The sequence below is a fragment of the Micropruina sp. genome, assembly GCF_047606365.1.
GTDB lineage: Bacteria > Actinomycetota > Actinomycetes > Propionibacteriales > Propionibacteriaceae > Micropruina.
On sequence record NZ_JASGEN010000161.1, the window covers coordinates 1 to 17,723 of the forward strand.

Here is a 17,723-nt window from a genome sequence, read left to right on the forward strand (position 1 = left end):
CGCCGGACGGGTCGCCGAGGCCTGGGCCGACCTGGCCGACACCGGTGCCGAGACTTCGCTGGACGAACTCACCGGCGACGACTTCGCCGAGCGCGGACGGCTGCGCCGGTTCTCGCCGCTCAGCGTCGGCGCCTACCTGATCGCGCTGCTGGCCGCCGTCGCCGGCTGGCGGCTGGTCGGCGAGGGACGCCTCACCGGCACCGGCCTGCTGCCGTCGCCGGAGGCGTGGACCGGCCTGCTGCATGCCTGGCTCGATCCGATCGCCGGCCAGCCGGGCCAGGCCGGACCGCCCTGGCTGGGCAGCACGGCGCTGGCCGCACTGGTGACCTTCGGTCAGGTCGAATGGCTGGTCACCCTCGGTTTCCTGATCGCCGTCCCGCTGGCCTGGATCCTGGCGCTGCGGGTGTTGCGGCACGCCGGGGTCGAGGGGCCGGCGGCGGTGGTCGCGGCGCTCGGCTACGGAATCGCCCCGGTGCTGGTCGGCGCGCTCGGCGGCGGCTGGCTGGGCATCCTGACCTGGGCAGTGCTGCTGCCGCTGCTGGCCCACGCGCTCGCCGCCTGGGCGTCCGATCGGAGTTGGCGTTCGGCCGGTGCGATCGGTCTGTGGCTGGCCTTCGCCGTCGTCGAAGTGCCGCTGACCTGGCCGTTGGTGCTGCTGGCGATGGTGGCCATGCCGGCGATCCGCAGCTGGCGCGGTGCCGGCCAGTGGGTGCTGGTGGCGGCGTCCGCGCTGGTCGGGCTCGGGCAGAGCGTGGTCGACTGGTCGGCGTTCCCGGGCCGGTTCCTGACCGGCGCGTCGCCCGCGCTGGCCTCGGAGGAGGTAGCCGAGGCCTGGCAGTTGGCGCTGGCGCATCCGGCCGGCCCGAATGTGGCGCCACTGTGGGTCTGCGCGACCGTGGCCGGCGTCGCCTGGCTGACCGCGCTGGCCGGGCTGTTCCGGCGTCCACGCGCGGCGGCACCGGGTGTCGCCGCCGCCCTGGTCGGCTTGCTGGCCGCCATCGGTCTGAGCCGGCTGGTGGTGCTAGTGCCGCCCGGCGTCGAGGTGCGGCCGCAGACGTTGCCGTGGCTGGTGCTGATGCTCGGCGGCCTGGTGCTGGCCGCCGCCCGCGGGCTGGCCGGGCTGTCCGCCGGACTTCGGCACCGGACGCTCGGCGCCTGGCATGCGGCCGCGGTGGCTCTGACGGTGGTGGTGGTCGCTGCGGTCGGTGTGGGCGCGGGCTGGTGGGCCTGGGCCGGTACCGCCGGTCTGCATCGGACGACCCTCGACGCGTTGCCGCCGTTCGTCCGGGTGGCGATGACCTCGCCGACCCCGGTTCGCACCCTGGCGATCGCTCGCAGCGACGGTGGGATCCGCTGGTCGCTGCTGCAAGACGACCTGCCCCGGCTGGGTGAGGACGAGCGGGGCCTGCCCGGCTCGGTCGAACCACAGAGCGGGCTGGCCGCCTCGGTGGTGAACCGGCTGCTGTCCGGCAGCGCCGACGACCAGCTCAGCCAGGACCTGGCCCGGCTGGGTGTCGGCTACGTCTGGCTGAAGGGCAGCGACCCCGAGCTGCGGACGGCCATCGACAACGTGCCCGGGCTCGGCGTTGGCACCGGTGAGGGCGACAACGCCACCTGGCCGGTGCCCAACTCGGCACGGGCCACCATCGAGGCCGGCGACGTCCATCCGACCGGCGACGGCGAGACGGTGCCGGCCGGTGGCGAATCCCGGCGACTGGTGCTGGCCGAGCCGGTGGACGCCCGCTGGTGGGCCACCGTCGACGGGCGCCCGTTGGCGTCCCACCCGTTGCCCGACGGCCGGCAGGCCTTCGACCTGGGCGCCGAACAAGGCGTGCTGCACTACGGGCTGCGCGGCGACGCCGGGCCGTGGCCGCCGCTGCAGGCGGTCGGCCTGGTGACCTTGGTGATCCTGGCTTCGCCCCGGGTGAGGAGGCGGCGATGAAGCGCGCCACAGTGATTCGTACCGGTGCCGTGCTGGCGGCGGTCGTGGTGTTGGTGCTGGCCGTGCTGGGTGCGTCGGCATTGCCGGTGCAGCAGCCGGCACCGAATACCGCGCCCACCGACGATCGCGCCCGGGTGGCGGTGGTGTGCCCCGCGGTGACCGCGGAGAGCGATCCGACGGTGGTCACGGCCGGCTCGCCCCAGCGGCGGCTGACCACGGCGCCGCTGGATGATCCCGAGCAGACCACCGACGTCTCCGGCGTCCTCGGCGCCACCTCGGGGGTGACGGCGCCGATGGTCGTCAGCGCCCCCCGGCTGGACGTGTTCTCGGCGACCACCCGGACCGCTGTCGAGTCCGGCTCCGACCGGGGCCTGTCGCTGGCGTCCTGCGATCGGCCGGGCAGCTCCGCCTGGTTCACCGGGGTGCTCTCGTCGAGCACCAGCACCGCCGAGTTGGTGCTGTTCAACGCCGACACCTCCGACGCGTCCGTCGACCTCACCGTCTACGGCACTGCCGGACGGCTGACCGCGCCCGGGTCGCGGGGCATCATCGTGCCGGCGCGGACGCGGCGGGTGGTGCCGCTCGGGCCGCTGTTCACCACCGACGACACGGTCTCGGTGCAACTGGCGACTTCGGCGGGCCGGGTGGCGGCGATGGTGCGGCAGCGCATCCGGCAGAACGACAAGCCGGCCGGCAGTGACTGGCTGCCGTCGACCGCCGAGCCGGCCAACGATCTGGTGATCCCCGGGCTGGCGTCCGGCAAGGGTGCGCGCGACCTGGTCGTGGTGAATCCCGGTGAACGGACGGCCGCCGTCGCGTTGCAGGTGCTCGGCGCGGACGGCCCGATCGCGCTGCCCGGCTTCGAAACCATCGACCTGCCGCCGCAGACCAGCAGGCGGATTCCGCTCGGCAAGGCGCTCGCGGCGGCCGCGGTGGGGCTGCGGCTCAGCTCGGAGCAGAAGATCACCGCCGGCGTGCTCAGCGACAACGGCGGTGACGCCAAGGCGGCCGACATGGCCGTCCAGATCGCCACACCGGTGCTGACCGGCCCGGGGGTGCTGGCGTTGTCGCCGGGCCGGCGGCTGGCGCCGACCCTGCAGCTGGCCAGCGGTGTCCCTGAGGCGAGCCGGGTGCGGGTGGTGGTCACCTCGCCGTCCGGGAAGCGACTGTTCAACCGCACCGTGACCGTCCCGGGGCTGGCCGATATCGCGGTGCAGCTGCCGAAGGCGACCGATGTGCTGATCACGGTGCAACCGGAGCGTCCGGGGGCCGTGCACGCCTCGGTGGGCGTCCGCAGCCGGATCGGCGAGGTGGACGGCATCGCCTCGGCCGCGGTGTTCTCGGGGACCCCGCCGAGCAACCTTCCGACGATCCGTCAGGACCCGCGGCTAGGCTCGTGACCCATGGTTGGCATGGCTTCGATCGTCGGCATGGTGGTTTCCCTGCTGATCTGTCTGGTGCTTCCGCTGGGTGGCCTGCTCTGGCTGGTCACCCGACGCGAGGGCGGCGTCCGGAAATATCCGAAGGTGGGCCGGGCGTTCGCCGCCGGCATGTTGGCTTTCGTGCTCTCCCAGGTGCTGACCCGCATTCCGCTGATGACCTGGCTGTCCACCCAGGACGCGCCGTGGGCGCAATGGCTGGTCTCGGGCCCGGTGGCGAGCTTCTCGGCGGGCCTCTTCGAAGAGACCGGACGGCTGCTGGTGATGCTGTGGCTGCTGCGCCGCTTCCACCGCTGGGTGGACGGCATCTCGTTCGGCCTCGGCCACGGCGGCATCGAGGCGATCCTGCTGGTCGGGCTGACCCAGCTGTTCAGTCTCGCCATCGCGCTGCTGATCAACACCGGCCAGACCGCGGCGCTCGGCCAACTGCCGGCCGCCACCCGCGACCAGGTGGTGACTGCGCTCACCGACTCCTCGCCGCTGCAGTTCTACCTGGTCGGTGTCGAGCGGATCGCCGCGATCGGTCTGCACGTCGGCCTCAGCGTGCTGATCCTGTGGGGGATCGTGGTCGGACGCCGTGCGTTCGCCTGGCTGATCGCGGTGCTGATCCACGGGGTCTTCAACCTGGTCGCGGTGACGCTCACCTCGTCCGGATTACCCAACGCGACGCTGCTCACCGAGTGCGCGCTGCTGGTGATGGCGATCGTGTTGTGGGCGGTGTTCGTACTGCGTTGCCGACCCCGGTTCCCGGTCGACATCCAACCGGCTCCAGCCCGCTGAACCCGGACCGAGATCCCGGGGCGGAGCCCGGGATGACGAACAGCCTTCCCGTCATCGCACCGGTTCCCGTCATCCCGCCCGCTTCCGTCATCCCGGCGAACGCCGGGATCTCCGTCCCGCTCGGTCGAGCCCGCTGATCGAGCCGCTACTCCCAGTCGTCGTCGGTGGCCCAACCCTCGGGGTCGAGCTCCTCCAACGGAATCTCGGTGAGCGCGTGCAGCTGCTCGACCAGGGTGCGGAAGACCAGAATGCGCAGCCCCTTGCGGGTCCGCGCCCGATGCTCCAGCGGACGCCGGTACAGCACCACCTGGCCGTGCTGCGGCGGCACCGGTCCGATCGCGGCGGCCAACGGCACCCGGTCGCGGCTCCAGCCGCTGGCCACGCCCGGCACGTCCTCGACGCCGACGTCGATCCCGACCAGGGCGCGCGGACAGGACGCCGATACCCGGGCGACCGCTTGATGGACGCAGCCGGTGAAGTACTCCGCGCCCTGCACCCGGGCCCGCAACGGCACCGGGTTGCCGGTGAACGGATTGGGTAGCGCCAGCGGTCCCCGCAGGCCGCGGCCGTGACGTTCCCTGCGCTGTGCCATGGCCCCAGGCTATCGCCGCCCCGCCGGGCGACGGTCACCGAACACGTCCGGGTCGACAACCCTGGAGCTGTGCTGGAGGCTCCGGCTCGGGTTCCGCGACTATCGCGGAGCGAGCGGGTAGTGTCACGCCGGTGAGGTCACGGATGTGTTCACGGACGGGGTGCTCGACCCCCGCCATCGCCACGCTGACCTATGTGTACGCCGACTCCACGGCTGTACTCGGACCACTCGCACTCCGCGCCGAACCCGGCTCCTACGACCTGTGCGCAGCGCACAGTGCGAGCCTCTCGGCGCCCCGCGGGTGGGAGGTCATCCGGCTGCCCGAAGCGGACATCGACACCGGCCCGTCCACCGACGACCTGATGGCGCTCGCCCGCGCCGTCCGGCTCGCCGGGCTGGGTGCCGAGGGTCCGGACGCCCCGGAGCCGGCGGTGAGCCGCCGTAAGGGCCACCTGGCGGTCATCGCCGATCTGTAGCTGTTTCGCACGGCTGCGTCACCACGAGCGCCGTGGTGCCGACCGCCGGCGCTCGGGGGCACTAGGCTGCCCACGTGCTTACCCCCTCCATTTTCAAAGCCAACGACATTCGTGGTGTGGTCACCGGTGACCAGCCCGAATGGGATGTGGCCGGGGCCCGTGCCGTCGGCGCCGCGTTCGTCGCTGTGCTCGGCCTGGCCGGGCAGGAGTTCGTCCTGGGTCGCGACATGCGCACCACCGGGGTCGAGCTGGCCGCCGCCTTCATCGAGGGTGCGGTGGCGCAGGGGGCGTCGGTGATCGACATCGGGCTGGCCAGCACCGACCAGCTCTGGTTCGCGTCCGGGTTCTTCGACATGCCGGGCGTCCAGTTGACCGCCTCGCACAACCCGGCCGACTACAACGGCATCAAATTCTGCCTCGCCCAGGCCGCGCCGATCGAGCCGGCGATGCTGAAGCAGATCGCCGAACTGGCGATGGGGCCCGAACTGGCTCCGGTCGCCAAGCGGGGCGCCGCGCGCAGTCAGGACGTGCTCGCCGAGTACGCCGCGCACCTGCACAGCCTGGTCCCGCTGGACGGCATGCGCCGGTTGAGGGTCGTCTACGACGCCGGCAACGGGATGGCCGGGCACACCGCGCCGGCAGTGTTCGGCCCGCTCGACATCGAGACGATCGGCCTGTTCACCGAACTGGACGGCTCGTTCCCGAACCATCCGCCGAACCCGCTCGAGCCGGCCAACCTGGTCGACGCGCAGCGGGCGGTGCTGGAGAACCGGGCCGATCTGGCGCTGGTCTTCGACGGTGACGCCGACCGCTGCTTCATCGTCGACGAGCGCGGCGAGGTGGTCAGCCCGTCGCTGATCACCGCGCTGATCGCCCAGCAGGAACTGGCCCGCGAACCCGGCGGCACCATCGTGATCAACACCATCACCTCGCGGGCGGTCGATAAGGTGGTCGCCGACGCCGGGGGTGCGCTGGTGGTCTCCAAGGTGGGGCACACCTCGGTCAAGGCGAAGATGGCCGAGCATCACGCGATCTTCGGCGGCGAGCATTCCGCCCACTACTACTTCCGCGACTTCTGGGGCGCCGACACCGGCATGCTGGCCGGGTTGCACGTGATGGCGCTGCTCGGCCGCAGCGCGGGCACCATGTCCGAGCTGGTGGCCGGGCTGCCGGTCTTCGCGGCGTCCGGTGAGATCAACTCCACCGTCGCCGACGTGCCCGCCGTGCTGGCGCGGCTCGCCGAGGCGTTCGCCGGACGCGGCGTCCAGAACACCGACGACGGACTCACCATCGAAGGCGACGGCTGGTGGGTGAACGTCCGGGCGTCGAACACCGAACCGCTGCTGCGGCTCAACGTCGAATCCCGCGACGCCGCCCAGATGGCGTCGCTGCGCGACGAGGCCCTGGCCATCATCCGAGGAGAAGCAGATGCCTGACCTGACCCATGACGTGCTCGACCTGCTGGTCTGCCCGGCCTGTCACAGCACCTTCACCTGGGACTACGAGGCCTCCGAACTGGTCTGCACCGGCACCGACTGCGGCCTGGCCTACCCGTTGCGCGGCGGCATCCCGATCCTGCTGATCGACGAGGCCCGGCGGCCGACCCGCGACTGAGCCATGTTCGACTTCGACGATTCCCGGCTGGAGGATCCCGAGGTGCTGGCCGCCGCCGCACCGCTGCTGATGAACCTGGCGTCCTCGGGTGCCCGGGTGCGCCGCGAGGCAGCGATGGCCGAGGCGCCGCTGGCTGCCATCGACGACGTCGACCGGCCGCGTGCGGTGATCGCCTACGGGCCCGAGGCACGGCTGTTGCGCGCGGTGCTCGAACCGGTTTGCCCGGTGCCGTTCGTCGCCTGGCCGGCGCTCGGCCTGCCCGGCTGGGTGGGTCCGCTGGACATCGTGCTGCTGATCGGACGCCGCGGCCCGGAAAGCATGGCGGTGGCGCATGAGGCGGTCCGCCGCGGCTGCCGGCTGATCGTGGCCTGCCCGCCGGACTCCCCGCTGGCCGAGCGGTCGGCGTCCCGGTCGACCACGCTGCTGCCGGTGAACACCGGCGACCCGCTGGCGGCCGCGGTGGTGTTCCTGGTGGCGCTGCACCGGCTCGGGCTGGGGCCCTACACCAATCCGGAGGCGATCGCCGCAGCGATGGATGGCGTCGCCGAGCGCTGCGCGGCCCGCACCGACGTGTCGGTCAACCCGGCCAAGACGATGGCCCTCGACCTCGCCGACGCGTCCCCGCTGGTCTGGGGCGGTTCGGTGCTGGCGGCGCGGGCCAGCCGGCGCATCGTCGAGGCGCTGCGGCTGGCGTCCGGACGCATCGGGCTGGCCGCCGACGCTTCCGACCTGCGATCGCTGCTGCACCAGGCTCCGCCGCGCGACCCGTTCGCCGACCCGTTCGAGGAGGGCACCCAGGAACGGCGTCCGGGCCTGGTGCTGATCGACGACGGCCAGGACGACGCCGCGGCCGCCGAGGCCCGGCTGCGGCTGGAACGCACCGCCCAGGCCGCCGACATCCGGATCACCCGGCTGGAGCACTTCGAGGATTCCGTCGTCGAGCGCTACGCGACGGTGCTGCTCACCGGTCTGTTCGGCGCCGCCTACCTGCAGATCGGCCTGGGCCGGACAGCGTCCTGATCCAACCTGCGGTGCGCCGGCTGCATTACGGTGAGCCGATGGCTCTCACCGATGACGATGGCTGGACCGGCAGCAACGAGGCGGCGTGCATCTCGTTGTCGACCGGCTGCACCCCGGAGAGACTCCGTGACGTTCTGGCCGGTCCGGGAGCAACGGAGTTCCCGTCGCAGGACGAGGCGGATGCCTGGGTGATGGACAGTGACCGCTACGACCGTTCGTGGTCGGCGTTCGGGTGGTGCCAGGGCGTGGCGGTGGCGTGGGAGGACAACGGCTTCGCCGGCACGGACCCGGACAACGCGCGCACGCTCTGTGCTGACGGCCGGTTCGCGAGCATGTTCTGGAACGTGAACTCGGTGATGCAGTTCAGCTACCTGTCCGACGGCCGGGTGCTGCGACAGTTCGATCCGCTGTTCCACGACGAGGATGAGGACCCGAATCAGGTCGGCGAAGCGCTCAGCGCCGAGAGCGGGTTGGACTGGTCGGCGGCGCCGGTCCGCAGCGGCCTGGCGCTGCTGAGCAGCCTCTTCGGCATCGCCGCGATCACCCCGACGATCCTGGCGGCGCCCGGCGTCCGCTTCTTCGGGTATCGCAGGTAGCCGCGGTTGCGGAGTCAGCCGCGCGGGATCTCGAACCGGACCAGCCGGCCGCGACCGGCGCCGAGGTCGGCCCAGGGGCAGTCGATCTCCAACACGGCCAGCGCGCTGGTCGGGTAGTGCCGGACGGCCTCGTCGGTCAGTTCGGACGGCTCGGCCAGCAGCTCGATCAGCGAACTCATCGTCGGCTCGTGGCCCAGCACCATCGCGGTGCCGACCGTCTCGTCCAGTTCACGCAGCAGGTCGACCACCGAGTCTTCCCAGGCTCCGTAGAGGGCGTCGGTGAAGGTGACCTGATCGGCGGTTGCTCCGCCGAGTTCGGCCGTCCGCCAGGTTTCCCGGGTCCGGGTCGACGAGGACGACAGCACGGCCCCGATCGGGTAGTCGGCGAGGATCGCACCGGCGACGGCGGCGTCACGCAGCCCGCGGGCCGCCAGCGGGCGCTCGTGATCGGGATCGTTGGTGCTCCACGACGACTTGGCGTGACGCATCACGATCAGGGTGTGAGACATGGCTGCGGCTCAGGCGTCGTCGCCGGGGCGCATCGACGCCCAGATCTCTTTGCACTCCGGGCAGACCGGGAATTTGTCCGGGTTGCGGCTCGGCACCCACACCTTGCCGCACAGCGCCACCACCGGGGTGCCCATCACCATCGCCTCGGTGAGCTTGTTCTTCGGCACGTAGTGGCTGAATCGCTCGTGGTCGCCCTCGTCGACCCGCAGGTCGGTGCGCTCGTCGAGGATCGTCTGTGCGCCGGGTGCCATCTCGGTCATAGCCACACACTCTAATCACCTGTCGCGATGCGTGACCCGGCTTGGGTCGTTCACGTCCGGCATGGTGGGATGGCCGGGTGGAGGCGCTCGCGGTGGTCGGCGGACGGCTGGCGACCGGTCTGCGCGATGTGACCGCAGACCTGGCCGCGCTGGACTCGTCCGGTTTCTGGGCGGTGGTGCTGCCCTTCGAGGGCGACCCGGTGTGTGCCCGGTTCGACCAGGTGCGGCCGGCGACGCCGTGGCGCGGACGCCCCTGGCACGGCCCGGCCCGGGATTCCTGGACGACTTCGCTGGACGAGGCAGCCTTCACCGCCGGCGTCGCCGCGATCCGTGACGAGATCGCGGTCGGCGGGGTCTATCAGGTGAATCTGACCCGGCGGCTCAGCGCCCCGCTGCCGCCCGACTGGTCGATCGCTGCGCTGGGGGCGGCGCTGGCGCAGGGCAATCCGGCACCGTTCAGCGCCGTCGTCCAACTGCCCGAGCAGGGCATCCATGTCGCCTCCGCCTCGCCCGAGCTCTTCCTCGGACGCCGCGGCAGCACCGTCTGGTCGTCGCCGATCAAGGGCACCGCGGCCAGTGCGGACGGCTTCCTGGCCAAGGATTCGGCCGAGAACGTGATGATCGTCGACCTGGTCCGCAATGACCTGGGCCGGGTCTGTGTCACCGGCACGGTGGAAACCCCGGCGCTGCTCTCGGTCGAGGCACACCCCGGCCTGTTCCACCTGGTCTCCACCGTGCGCGGCCGTCTCCGTCCGGACGCCGGCTGGCCCGAACTGGTCGCCGCCACCTTCCCGCCCGGTTCGGTCACCGGCGCCCCCAAGCTGGCCGCGCTGGAGGTGATCCGTCGGCTCGAACCGGTGCCCCGCGGGGTGTACTGCGGTGCCGTCGGCTGGGTGGACGCCGACCGTGCCGAGGGTGAGCTGAACGTCGCGATCCGCACCTTCTGGGCCGCCCAGGGACGCCTCCACCTGGGCACCGGCGGCGGCATCACCTGGGATTCCGACCCGGCGGGCGAGTGGGCGGAGACGCGACTCAAGGCGTCCAATCTGCTCGCGGTGGTGTCCGGACCCCCGGCGCGTACCGGTTCGGGTGGCGCGACGGCGTCGTAGACTCCGAGCCGTGCAGAAGGTGGCCCAGTGAGCGGGAAGGCCGATCGTCGGTGGCTCACGATCGGGCTGATGATGTGCGTGATGGCGATCTCGTTCGAGTCCTACGCCGTCCTCACCGCGATGCCAGCCGCCGCCCGCGACCTGGGCAACCTCTCGCTGTACGCCTGGACCTTCACCGCATTCGTGATCGCAATGACCTTCAGCATCGTGGCGTCCGGGCAGTTCAGCGACCGCTACGGACCGATCCAGCCGATGATGTGGGGGTTCGGCATCTTCGCCGCCGGCCTGGTGCTGGCCGCACTGGCCCCGAGCATGTGGGTGCTGCTGGTGGCCCGGTTCACCCAGGGTCTCGGCGCCGGCACCATGAACGTCGCCGTGATGGTGCTGATCGCCCGCGCCTACGACGAGGCGCAACGGGCCAAGCTGATGATGTGGTTCTCGGCCTGCTGGATGCTGCCGGCCTTCGTCGGTCCGCCGCTGGCCGGCTGGATCGTCCAGATCAGCTCCTGGCACTTCGTGTTCTGGTCGGTGCTGCCGTTCATGGCGGTCGGCGGCCTGCTGGTGCTGCGGCCGCTGCGGCACATCGAACTCACCCCCGAAGAACCGCACGAACTGAAGAAGCGGCTGATGCTGCTGGCCGCCGCCGTCGCCGCCGGGCTGGCACTGATCCAGTGGGCCGGCCAGGAGCTCGACCTGTGGTCCGCGTTGTGGGCGGCGGTCGGGCTGGCCGCGGTGGTGTTCGGCCTGCCGCCGCTGCTGCCCAAGACCATCGACTGGACCGGACGCGGCATCTCCGGCGTGGTGGGGGCCCGGCTGTTCAGCGCCGGCGCCTTCTTCGGCGCCCAGTCGTTCCTGCCGCTGATGCTGACCGAGGCCCGCGGCCTCGAGGCGGTGATCACCGGCGTCACGCTGACCGTCGGCTCGGTCGGCTGGATGCTGGGCGCGCTGCTGCAGTCGCAGAGCTGGCTGTCCTGGCGGCGCGACCAGATGATCATCGTCGGCGTCGGCGGCATCGCGCTCGGTGTCGCGGTGCTCGCGGTGGCGTCCTTCTTCCCGCAGTCCTGGCTCGGCCTGGTGATGATCGCCTGGATCATCGCCGGCTTCGGCATGGGCCTGCAGAACCCCAGCACGTCGCTGGCTGTGATGCAGCTCTCCGACGAGGCCGAACTGGGTCGCAACACCTCCTCGCTGCAGGTCGGCGAGTCCCTGGGTAGCAGCCTGTTCACCGGTCTGGCCGGCGCCTGGTTCGCCCATTTCCACCTGACCGCCGAGTTGCCGTTCACCTTCGGCGGCCTGATGGTGATGATGGTGGTGGTCGGCGCGATCGCCGTGCTGCTGGCCTATCGGATCGGCCCCGTGCCCGCCGCCGCCGAGGAATAGCCACGATGGACGAGGTCGACCGCATCATCGCCGCCTGGCGGGCCGAGGCGCCCAGCCTCGATACCGAGCCGCTGGCGGTGCTGTCCCGGGTGAGCCGGCTGGCCCGGCATCTCGATCTGGCCCGCAAGCGGTGTTTCGCCGCTCACGGGCTGGAGGTCTGGGAGTTCGACGTGCTGGCCGCGTTGCGCCGCGAAGGGCCGCCCTACGAGTTGTCGCCGGGCGAGCTGATCCACCAGACGTTGTCGTCCAGCGGCACCATGACCAACCGGATCGACCGGCTCACCGAGCGCGGGCTGGTGGAGCGCCTGGCCAATCCCGCCGATCGGCGCGGCGTCCGGGTCCGGCTCACCGCTGAGGGTGCGGAGACCGTGGGTGCGGCGATGGACGATCTGGTCGCTTTCGAGCGCGGCGTCCTGGAGCCGTTGACGGCGCCGGTGCGGCACCAGTTGGCCACCGCGCTGCGGACGCTGCTGGTCGACTTCGAGGCGCCGTCCGGTAGCTGACCACCTAGCCGCGGGCGCGCCATGGAACCTCCGCGTGCGGCGGTGGGTGTGTCCCCTAGGGTGGTGCCGTTCACCGACGCAAGGATTCCAACGATGGCCCTGTCGAACCCGTATCTCGCCGAACTGGCTGCCGAATTCGGCATCGCCACTGAGTTCTGGGATTGGAAGGGTCGGCTCACCGAGATCTCGGACGAGACCGTGATCGCCGTACTGGCGGCGATGGAGATCGACGCCAGCACCGCCGAGACCGCCGCGGCCGCGGTGGAGGAGCGCCGGCTGCGGGCCTGGCGACGGGCGCTGCCGCCCTGCACCGTGATGCAGCAGGGCGCACCCCAGGAGGTGCGGGTGCACGTCCCCGACGGTGCCGCGGTGGAGGTCTGGGTCCGGCTCGAGGACGGCGGCACCCGCGACCTGCGGCAGCTGCCCAACGACGAACCGGCCCGGATGGTCGACGACCACCTGGTGGGGGAGGCCAGCTTCGAGGTGCCCGGCGACCTGCCGCCCGGCTACCACCGGATCGGTTGCCGCACCGCGGAATGGACGGCCGAAGCCAGCCTGATCGTGTCGCCGCATTTCCTCGGTTTCCCGCCCGCGATGGGCGAGAAGCGGGTGTGGGGTTACGCCACCCAGCTGTACAGCGTCCGGTCGGCCGACTCGTGGGGGATCGGCGACCTGGCCGACCTGTCCGACCTGGCCACCTGGTCGGCCACCCAGCAGTTCGCCTCCTACGTGCTGGTCAACCCGCTGCACGCGGCGCAGCCGATGACGCCGCTGGAGCCGTCGCCCTACCTGCCCACCTCACGACGCTATGTGAACCCGATCTACATCCGTCCCGAGGCGATCGCCGAGTACGCCACCCTCGACGAGCGGCAGCGGGCCAGGGTCGCCCAGCTGCGCGGCAAGCTCGCCAAGAACCTGGCCAACGAACCGCTGATCAAGCGCGACAAGGTGTGGCGGGCCAAGTTGAAGGCGCTGCGGGTGATCTTCGAGGCGGGCTTGAAGCCGACCCGGCTGATGAGCCTGAACGACTTCGTCCGCAAAGAGGGACGGCCGCTGTCGCAGTTCGCGACCTGGTGTGCGCTGGTGCACGAATACGGGATGAACTGGCGGGAGTGGCCGGTCGAGTTGCGCCGTCCGTCCTCGCCCGAGGTGGCGCAGTTCGCGGTCGATCATGTCGGTGAGATCGTCTTCTTCTCCTGGCTGCAATGGGTGGCCGACGAGCAGTTGCGCGACGCCCAGTCGGCGGCGAAGGCGTCCGGTATGCGGGTCGGGATCATGAACGACCTGGCGGTCGGGGTGAGCGGGCACAGCGCCGAGGCGTGGATGCTGGGCGACACCTTCGCCCGCGGCGTCTCGGTGGGGGCGCCGCCGGACCACTTCAATCAGACCGGCCAGGACTGGGGTCAGGCGCCGTGGCGTCCGGACCGGTTGGCCGACCTCAGCTACGCCCCGTTCCGCAACATGGTGGCCGGCATCCTGCGGCACTCCGGCGGCATCCGGGTCGACCACATCATGGGCCTGTTCCGGCTCTGGTGGGTGCCCGAGGGGATGGGTCCCACGCACGGCACCTACGTGCGGTACAACCACGAGGCGATGGTCGGCATCCTGGTGCTCGAGGCGCAACGGGCCGGCGCGGTGGTGGTCGGCGAGGACCTCGGCGTGGTCGAACCGTGGGTGCGGGTCTATCTGCGTGACCGCGGCATTCTCGGCACCTCGATCGCCTGGTTCGAGCGCGGCGACGACGGCCAGATCCTGCCCCCGGAGTCGTGGCGCGAGTACTGCATGGCCTCGGTGACCACCCACGACCTGCCGCCCACCGCCGGGTACCTGGACGCCGCCCACGTCAAGCTGCAGCACGAACTGGGCCTGCTCACCGAGGACCTGGACGTGGAACTGGCCGGCGCGGAGCGGGAACGCGACGACTGGCTGCGGATGCTGCGCGAGCGCGGCCTGCTGACCGTCGGCGATCCGTCCACCGAGGACATCGTGCTCGCCATGCACCGCTTCCTGGTGGCCACCCCGGCCCGGATGCTCTGTGCGGCACTCACCGACGCGGTCGGCGACCATCGCACCCAGAACCAGCCCGGCACCGTCGACCAGTACCCCAACTGGCGGGTGCCCCTGTCCGGCCCGGACGGCGAACCGATGAGCCTGGAGGACGTCTTCCACTCTGAGCACGCCCTCCGCCTATCGGCGGTGATGAACGGCTTCGTCGTCCCGCCCACCGCCCACCGCTCCACGTCCGAGTTCATCATCGGCACCGACTGACTCGAACCGTTGACCCGAAGGAACCGTCCCCTTGGTCACCGGGGACGGTTCTCCCGGTCACCGGGGACGGTTCCTTTGGTCACCGGGGACGGTTCCTTTGGTCACTCGGTGGGGGTCATCACCTCGACGCGGTTGCCGAAGGCGTCCCAGCAGTGGAAGCGCTGGTAGCCGGCGAACGACGTCCGTTGTGCCCAGCTGAGTTCGAAGCCGGCGGACGCGATCCGCTCGCCGAGCTCCTCCAGGTCGGCCACCGAGCCGACCAGGATCGCGGGGTGGGCCAGCCGGGCCGGGACGAACTGCTCATCGGCCAGCACGTGCACCTCGAGGGTGATCGCGCCCGAGGTGTCGAAGGCGCGGAACCACCGCACCGGGCGTCCGGCGAGTTCGGGTGGGGGAGTCACCTCGGTCAGCCCGACGGCATCCTGCCAGAACGCTCGGGCGCCGTCGTCGCCGCCGACCGGCATGATCACTTGGACGTGATGGAGCTTCATGGATTCTCCTCCTTGCGGTTCGATCGCGCGATCGATCACAGCTGTCGCCTTAGGCCCTCTGCTTTCGGGAAATATGCCGAAAGCAGTGCATGGACCCGAAAGTAGTGGTCGATCGCGCGATCGACACTGCCCCAGAGGCAGAGGATGTACCCCGGCAACGCACAGCACCTTCAGATCGATCGGCCGCGGGCCGTCCCAGCAGCCGCCCCGACACGCCGAGCCGGACGTCCGACACACCCGGGATTTGAAGACGCCCGCCGGCCTGTGACAGAATCGTCAGGTTGCTCCGCGGCGGTATGCCGTGGCGCCCCCAGGCGGATGAGTCGTCAGCCGGGCCCTACCACGAACGAAATTGCGATCGTGTGCGGCCCTGAATGGCCCGACACGCCCGACCGCGGGGGTCGGAGCAGCAGTATCCGACGAGAAGAAGGAATATCAGTGGCGGGACAGAAGATCCGGATCCGACTCCGGGCCTACGACCACGAGGTCATTGACTCCTCGGCGAAGAAGATCGTCGACACCGTGACCCGTACCGGCGCCAAGGTGGCGGGCCCCGTGCCCCTGCCCACCGAGAAGAACGTGTTCTGCGTGATCCGTTCTCCGCACAAGTACAAGGACAGCCGCGAGCATTTCGAGATGCGCACGCACAAGCGGCTGATCGACATCCTCGATCCCACGCCGAAGACGGTCGATTCGCTGATGCGGCTCGACCTGCCGGCCGGTGTCGATATCGAGATCAAGCTCCCCTGAGGTCGCCGAACATGTCTAACGAACGCAAAGTGAAGGGCCTGCTGGGCACCAAGCTCGGTATGACCCAGACCTGGGACGACAACAACAAGGTCGTTCCGGTCACCGTGATCCAGGCCGGGCCGTGCGTTGTCACGCAGGTCCGCTCGCCCGAGAAGGACGGCTACTCCGCCGTCCAGCTGGCCTTCGGCGCCGTCAAGCCGACCAAGGTCACCAAGCCCGCCGCCGGCCACTTCGATGCTGCCGGGGTCACCCCGCGCAAGCACCTGGTCGAGCTGCGCACCGCCGATGCTGCCGAGTACACCCTGGGCCAGGAGCTGCTCGCCGATGTCTTCGCCGCCGCCGACGTGGTCGACGTGACCGGCGTCAGCAAGGGCAAGGGCACCGCCGGCGTCATGAAGCGGCACGGCTTCCACGGCCTGCGCGCCTCGCACGGTGTGCACCGCAAGCACCGCTCGCCGGGCTCCATCGGCGGCTCGTCCACCCCCTCGAAGGTTTTCAAGGGCATGCGGATGGCCGGCCGGATGGGCGTCGACAAGGTGACCGTCCAGAACCTCACGATCCATGCCGTCGACGCCGAGCGCGGGCTGATCCTGGTCAAGGGCTCCGTGCCCGGCCCCAAGGGTTCGCTCGTCGTGGTGCGCACGGCCGCCAAGAAGGGTGCTGCCGAATGAGCGAGAAGCAGACCGTCAAGGTGCTGGGCTCGAAGGCCACGGCCGACCTGCCGGGCGACTACTTCGACGTCCAGACCAACGTGCCGCTGATCCACCAGGTCGTGGTGGCCCAGCAGGCTGCTGCCCGCCAGGGCACGCACGCCACCAAGACCCGCGGTGACGTCGCCGGTGGCGGCGCCAAGCCGTGGCGCCAGAAGGGCACCGGCCGCGCCCGTCAGGGTTCGCGCCGCGCCCCGCAGTGGACCGGTGGCGGCATCGTGCACGGCCCGCAACCGCGCAGCTACGCCCAGCGCACCCCGAAGAAGATGATCGCCGCCGCGCTGCGCGGGGCGCTGTCCGACCGGGCCCGCAACGGCAACGTCCACGTGATCGAGGCCATCGTGACCGGCGAGGCTCCGTCCACCAAGGCTGCGCTGCAGGCGCTGGCCGAGGTCGCCGGCAGCAAGATCCTGGTCGTGCTGAGCCGTGACGAGGACGTGGCCTGGCTGAGCCTGCGCAACGTCGCGAGCGTGCACGCGCTGGCCGTCGATCAGCTGAACGCCTACGACGTGCTGAACAGCGACGACGTGGTGTTCACCACCGCCGCCCTGGCCGCCTTCACCGGCGCCGAGTCGGCCGAGTCCACCGAGACTGCGTCCAACGAGGAGGCTGACAAGTGAGCGATCACAAGATCCGCGACCACCGCGACGTCCTGATCGCGCCGGTCGTGTCCGAGAAGAGCTACGGGCTGCTGGACGAGAACAAGTACACGTTCCTGGTCGCCCCCGGCGCCAACAAGACCGAGATCAAGATCGCCGTCGAGGCCGTCTTCGACGTCAAGGTCACGAACGTGAACACCATCAACCGCCAGGGCAAGAAGCGCCGCACGCGGGCCGGCTGGGGCAAGCGCCCCGACACCAAGCGGGCCATCGTGACTGTCGCCGAGGGCCAGCGGATCGACATCTTCGGCTCGGCCGGCGTCTGAGCGAGGGGAAGACCACATCATGGCTATTCGCAAATACAAGCCGACCACCCCGGGCCGTCGCGGCTCGAGCGTGTCCGACTTCTCCGAGGTCACCCGCTCGACGCCCGAGAAGTCCCTGGTAGTGCCCAAGCCGAAGACCGGCGGCCGCAACAACTCCGGCCGGATCACCACCCGGCACATCGGTGGCGGCCACAAGCAGGCCTACCGGCTGATCGACTTCAAGCGCTACGACAAGGACGGCGTGCCGGCCAAGGTCGCGCACATCGAGTACGACCCGAACCGCACCGCGCGGATCGCGCTGCTGCACTACGCCGACGGCGAGAAGCGCTACATCATCGCGCCGAACGGACTCAAGCAG

20 protein-coding genes and 1 pseudogene are annotated in these 17,723 nt (G+C 70.8%); 17 read left to right on the forward strand and 4 right to left on the reverse strand.

The features are described from left to right. From QM624_RS18055 to QM624_RS18065, 3 genes are all read left to right on the forward strand, one after another. Positions 1-1,942, forward strand: a 1,942-nt coding sequence (locus tag QM624_RS18055; RefSeq protein ID WP_415094391.1) for a hypothetical protein, incomplete at its 5' end; no start/stop codon positions are given. Next, positions 1,939-3,342, forward strand: a complete 1,404-nt coding sequence (locus QM624_RS18060) for a DUF5719 family protein (RefSeq protein WP_415094393.1) — start codon at positions 1,939-1,941, stop codon at positions 3,340-3,342. The genes QM624_RS18055 and QM624_RS18060, both read left to right, overlap by 4 nt. A gap of 12 nt (positions 3,343-3,354) precedes the next feature. Further along, positions 3,355-4,161: a YhfC family intramembrane metalloprotease gene (locus QM624_RS18065; protein ID WP_415094395.1), complete on the forward strand. Its 807-nt coding sequence runs from the start codon at positions 3,355-3,357 to the stop codon at positions 4,159-4,161. Positions 4,162-4,306: 145 nt separating this feature from the next. Here QM624_RS18065 and QM624_RS18070 read toward each other — a convergent pair whose 3' ends face one another. Beyond that, positions 4,307-4,753: a metallopeptidase family protein gene (locus QM624_RS18070; protein ID WP_415094397.1), complete on the reverse strand. Its 447-nt coding sequence runs from the start codon at positions 4,751-4,753 to the stop codon at positions 4,307-4,309. Between the two features lie 143 nt (positions 4,754-4,896). Here QM624_RS18070 and QM624_RS18075 point away from each other — a divergent pair, with 143 nt between their 5' ends. From QM624_RS18075 to QM624_RS18095, 5 genes are all read left to right on the forward strand, one after another. Beyond that, positions 4,897-5,229: a DUF3499 domain-containing protein gene (locus QM624_RS18075; RefSeq protein WP_298131567.1), complete on the forward strand. Its 333-nt coding sequence runs from the start codon at positions 4,897-4,899 to the stop codon at positions 5,227-5,229. Positions 5,230-5,303: 74 nt separating this feature from the next. Continuing rightward, on the forward strand, positions 5,304-6,665 hold the full coding sequence (gene manB, locus QM624_RS18080) for a phosphomannomutase/phosphoglucomutase (protein WP_415094399.1): 1,362 nt from the start codon (positions 5,304-5,306) through the stop codon (positions 6,663-6,665). Beyond that, positions 6,658-6,843 carry a Trm112 family protein gene (locus QM624_RS18085; protein ID WP_298132018.1) on the forward strand — a complete coding sequence of 62 codons (186 nt, stop codon included), beginning with the start codon at positions 6,658-6,660 and terminating at the stop codon, positions 6,841-6,843. Before manB ends, QM624_RS18085 begins: the two co-directional genes overlap by 8 nt. A gap of 3 nt (positions 6,844-6,846) precedes the next feature. Then, entirely contained in the window at positions 6,847-7,863 is a 1,017-nt protein-coding gene (locus tag QM624_RS18090; protein ID WP_415094402.1) for a hypothetical protein, read from the forward strand. Between the two features lie 38 nt (positions 7,864-7,901). After that, positions 7,902-8,459: a DUF6461 domain-containing protein gene (locus QM624_RS18095; protein WP_415094404.1), complete on the forward strand. Its 558-nt coding sequence runs from the start codon at positions 7,902-7,904 to the stop codon at positions 8,457-8,459. Between the two features lie 14 nt (positions 8,460-8,473). Here QM624_RS18095 and QM624_RS18100 read toward each other — a convergent pair whose 3' ends face one another. Together QM624_RS18100 and QM624_RS18105 are read right to left on the reverse strand one after the other, a co-directional pair. Further along, a complete protein-coding gene (locus QM624_RS18100; protein ID WP_415094406.1) occupies positions 8,474-8,968 on the reverse strand; it encodes a SixA phosphatase family protein in 495 nt (164 codons plus the stop codon). 9 nt (positions 8,969-8,977) lie between these two features. After that, positions 8,978-9,229 carry a DUF3039 domain-containing protein gene (locus QM624_RS18105; protein ID WP_298132026.1) on the reverse strand — a complete coding sequence of 84 codons (252 nt, stop codon included), beginning with the start codon at positions 9,227-9,229 and terminating at the stop codon, positions 8,978-8,980. Positions 9,230-9,306: 77 nt separating this feature from the next. On the opposite strand from QM624_RS18105, the gene QM624_RS18110 reads away from it, so the two are divergent. From QM624_RS18110 to malQ, 4 genes are all read left to right on the forward strand, one after another. Further along, positions 9,307-10,338, forward strand: coding sequence for a chorismate-binding protein (locus QM624_RS18110; protein WP_415094409.1), 1,032 nt, complete (start codon positions 9,307-9,309; stop codon positions 10,336-10,338). Positions 10,339-10,365: 27 nt separating this feature from the next. Beyond that, positions 10,366-11,718 (forward strand): MFS transporter, encoded by a 1,353-nt coding sequence (locus QM624_RS18115; RefSeq protein ID WP_415094411.1) that lies wholly within the window; start codon positions 10,366-10,368, stop codon positions 11,716-11,718. A 5-nt stretch (positions 11,719-11,723) separates the two neighbouring features. After that, positions 11,724-12,221, forward strand: coding sequence for a MarR family winged helix-turn-helix transcriptional regulator (locus tag QM624_RS18120; RefSeq protein WP_415094413.1), 498 nt, complete (start codon positions 11,724-11,726; stop codon positions 12,219-12,221). Between the two features lie 93 nt (positions 12,222-12,314). Continuing rightward, positions 12,315-14,489: a 4-alpha-glucanotransferase gene (malQ, locus tag QM624_RS18125; protein ID WP_415094415.1), complete on the forward strand. Its 2,175-nt coding sequence runs from the start codon at positions 12,315-12,317 to the stop codon at positions 14,487-14,489. A gap of 101 nt (positions 14,490-14,590) precedes the next feature. Here the strand turns inward: malQ and QM624_RS18130 are convergent, their stop codons facing one another. Beyond that, positions 14,591-14,980 (reverse strand): VOC family protein, encoded by a 390-nt coding sequence (locus tag QM624_RS18130; RefSeq protein WP_415094417.1) that lies wholly within the window; start codon positions 14,978-14,980, stop codon positions 14,591-14,593. 438 nt (positions 14,981-15,418) lie between these two features. On the opposite strand from QM624_RS18130, the gene rpsJ reads away from it, so the two are divergent. The 5 genes and pseudogenes from rpsJ to QM624_RS18155 form a co-directional block, all read left to right on the forward strand. Next, complete coding sequence (gene rpsJ, locus QM624_RS18135; RefSeq protein ID WP_020488540.1) at positions 15,419-15,730, forward strand: 30S ribosomal protein S10; 312 nt, start codon at positions 15,419-15,421, stop codon at positions 15,728-15,730. Positions 15,731-15,741: 11 nt separating this feature from the next. Next, positions 15,742-16,401, forward strand: a complete 660-nt coding sequence (gene rplC / locus QM624_RS18140; RefSeq protein WP_298132037.1) for a 50S ribosomal protein L3 — start codon at positions 15,742-15,744, stop codon at positions 16,399-16,401. Beyond that, complete coding sequence (gene rplD / locus QM624_RS18145) at positions 16,398-17,060, forward strand: 50S ribosomal protein L4 (RefSeq protein ID WP_415094420.1); 663 nt, start codon at positions 16,398-16,400, stop codon at positions 17,058-17,060. Before rplC ends, rplD begins: the two co-directional genes overlap by 4 nt. After that, positions 17,057-17,365, forward strand: coding sequence for a 50S ribosomal protein L23 (gene rplW / locus QM624_RS18150; RefSeq protein WP_415094422.1), 309 nt, complete (start codon positions 17,057-17,059; stop codon positions 17,363-17,365). Before rplD ends, rplW begins: the two co-directional genes overlap by 4 nt. A gap of 19 nt (positions 17,366-17,384) precedes the next feature. Continuing rightward, a pseudogene (locus QM624_RS18155) lies at positions 17,385-17,723 on the forward strand (50S ribosomal protein L2); the annotation flags it as partial.

Bases quoted from the DNA above. Each gene is read 5' to 3' on its own strand.
- QM624_RS18065 (WP_415094395.1), top strand. From the start codon at position 3,355: ATGGCTTCGATCGTCGGCATGGTGGTTTCCCTGCTGATCTGTCTGGTG.
- malQ (WP_415094415.1), top strand. From the start codon at position 12,315: ATGGCCCTGTCGAACCCGTATCTCGCCGAACTGGCTGCCGAATTCGGC.
- QM624_RS18090 (WP_415094402.1), top strand. From the start codon at position 6,847: ATGTTCGACTTCGACGATTCCCGGCTGGAGGATCCCGAGGTGCTGGCC.
- QM624_RS18120 (WP_415094413.1), top strand. From the start codon at position 11,724: ATGGACGAGGTCGACCGCATCATCGCCGCCTGGCGGGCCGAGGCGCCC.
- QM624_RS18105 (WP_298132026.1), bottom strand. From the start codon at position 9,229: ATGACCGAGATGGCACCCGGCGCACAGACGATCCTCGACGAGCGCACC.
- QM624_RS18060 (WP_415094393.1), top strand. From the start codon at position 1,939: ATGAAGCGCGCCACAGTGATTCGTACCGGTGCCGTGCTGGCGGCGGTC.
- QM624_RS18095 (WP_415094404.1), top strand. From the start codon at position 7,902: ATGGCTCTCACCGATGACGATGGCTGGACCGGCAGCAACGAGGCGGCG.
- QM624_RS18070 (WP_415094397.1), bottom strand. From the start codon at position 4,753: ATGGCACAGCGCAGGGAACGTCACGGCCGCGGCCTGCGGGGACCGCTG.
- QM624_RS18100 (WP_415094406.1), bottom strand. From the start codon at position 8,968: ATGTCTCACACCCTGATCGTGATGCGTCACGCCAAGTCGTCGTGGAGC.
- rplC (WP_298132037.1), top strand. From the start codon at position 15,742: ATGTCTAACGAACGCAAAGTGAAGGGCCTGCTGGGCACCAAGCTCGGT.
- rplD (WP_415094420.1), top strand. From the start codon at position 16,398: ATGAGCGAGAAGCAGACCGTCAAGGTGCTGGGCTCGAAGGCCACGGCC.
- QM624_RS18130 (WP_415094417.1), bottom strand. From the start codon at position 14,980: ATGAAGCTCCATCACGTCCAAGTGATCATGCCGGTCGGCGGCGACGAC.
- QM624_RS18075 (WP_298131567.1), top strand. From the start codon at position 4,897: ATGTGTTCACGGACGGGGTGCTCGACCCCCGCCATCGCCACGCTGACC.
- QM624_RS18085 (WP_298132018.1), top strand. From the start codon at position 6,658: ATGCCTGACCTGACCCATGACGTGCTCGACCTGCTGGTCTGCCCGGCC.